This window comes from Acidovorax sp. A1169, from assembly GCF_030704685.1.
In the GTDB taxonomy this organism is placed as follows: Bacteria; Pseudomonadota; Gammaproteobacteria; order Burkholderiales; family Burkholderiaceae_C; genus Acidovorax.
Map to the genome: position 1 here is coordinate 1 of NZ_JAUZDX010000059.1, position 1,538 is coordinate 1,538.

At 61.1% G+C, this 1,538-nt stretch carries 1 pseudogene; it reads left to right on the forward strand.

The annotated features are described in order from the left end of the window. Window positions 1-366: 366 nt before the first annotated feature. Window positions 367-1,494: pseudogene (locus QYL93_RS31800) on the forward strand (IS1182 family transposase); the annotation flags it as partial. Between the last annotated feature and the right edge of the window lie 44 nt (window positions 1,495-1,538).

The window sequence follows — 1,538 nt, forward strand, 5'->3', positions numbered from 1 at the left end:
TCGACATCAGGAACTACCCGGTTCTGCCGCGCAGACTCCTAGGGCTAGCCTGGCTATGGCCGTGACACACCAAGAGCATTGTCACCGGCCATCGCCAGACAAAGTTTGATGGTCTGCGGGGGCGTTGGCGTTGTCGAGCAGGGTACTCCACTCCTGCTGCTGCATTTGGCGGTCCAGGCTAGCGCGCTTCCTTGCAACTGGACCAGCGTGGGGAACGTCGCCGAAGCGAGACTCAGAATGCCCCAGAGCAGGTGCCAGGCACCTTCAAGTGCCTGCAGTCGGAACCCGAGATGATAGCCAACGTCCGTGAAAGCCGGAATAGGGTTCAGGATGGCTTTCATCGGCGGGGGGCTGTTTCGCTTCTGGCTCGCGGACTTCCGTCGGAGCAATGGCGCTCGCATCCGCATCGTCTGCAAGCGCTTCATCACCATGTGCCGGCAGCTGAACCTCTTCGCACAGGCCATCGTGGCGATTGATGGCAGCAAGTTCAAGGCCGTCAACAGCCGCGACCGCAACTTCACGCCTGGCAAGATCGAGGCCCGCCAGCAGCAGATCGAGCAGAGCATCCAGCGTTACCTGGCCGCGCTGGAGACCGCAGACCGCACGCAGCCCGCTGAGGTCGAAGCCAAGACCGAACGACTGCAGGAGAAGCTGAAGAAGCTGCGTGAGCAGATGCGGCAACTTGACGGTCTCAAGGAGCAATTGAAGAGCCTTCCCGATGGCCAGGTCTCGCTCACCGACCCCGATGCACGTTCGATGGCCACCCAGGCCAAGGGATCGGGCCTGGTAGGCTACAACGTGCCGACAGCTGTCGATGCCAGGCACCACCTGATCGTCGCGCACGAGGTCACGAACATTGGCAATGACCGGGCACAGCTGCACAACATGGCCTGTGCCGCAGACCAGGCCATGGGAGGTGAGAACCTGCAAGCCTTCGCCGACCGGGGCTACTTCAGTGGCCCGCAGCTCAAGGCCTGCGAAGACGCGGGCATCACGACCTTCGTGCCCAAGCCGATGACATCCAACGCGAAAGCCGAGGGGCGCTTCGATAAAGGCGACTTCATCTACATCGCCAAGGATGACGAGTACCAATGCCCTGCAGGCGAGCGTGCGATCCATCGGTTCAGAGCGGTCGAGAAAGGCTTGAGCCTGAGCATCTATTGGTCAAGCGCCTGTCCGCACTGCCCGCTGCGCGAGCAATGCACGACCAGCAAATACCGACGTGTCCGGCGATGGGAGCACGAAGAAGTGCTGGAGCGCGTTCAGCAACGGCTTGACAGCAACCCCGAGGCGATGACATGGCGCAGTTCCACCGTGGAGCATGTCTTCGGCACGCTCAAGCACTGGATGGGCTCGACGCACTTCCTGACGAAGACCCTCAAGCACGTGGGCACCGAGATGAGCCTGCATGTGCTGGCCTACAACCTCAAGCGGGTGATGGGCTTGATGGGTATCGCGCAGATGATGGAGGCGATGCGGACGGTGAAAGAGTGAGGCATTTGCTGGCTTTTTAAATGCCGAGAACGGCTTCATAAGGC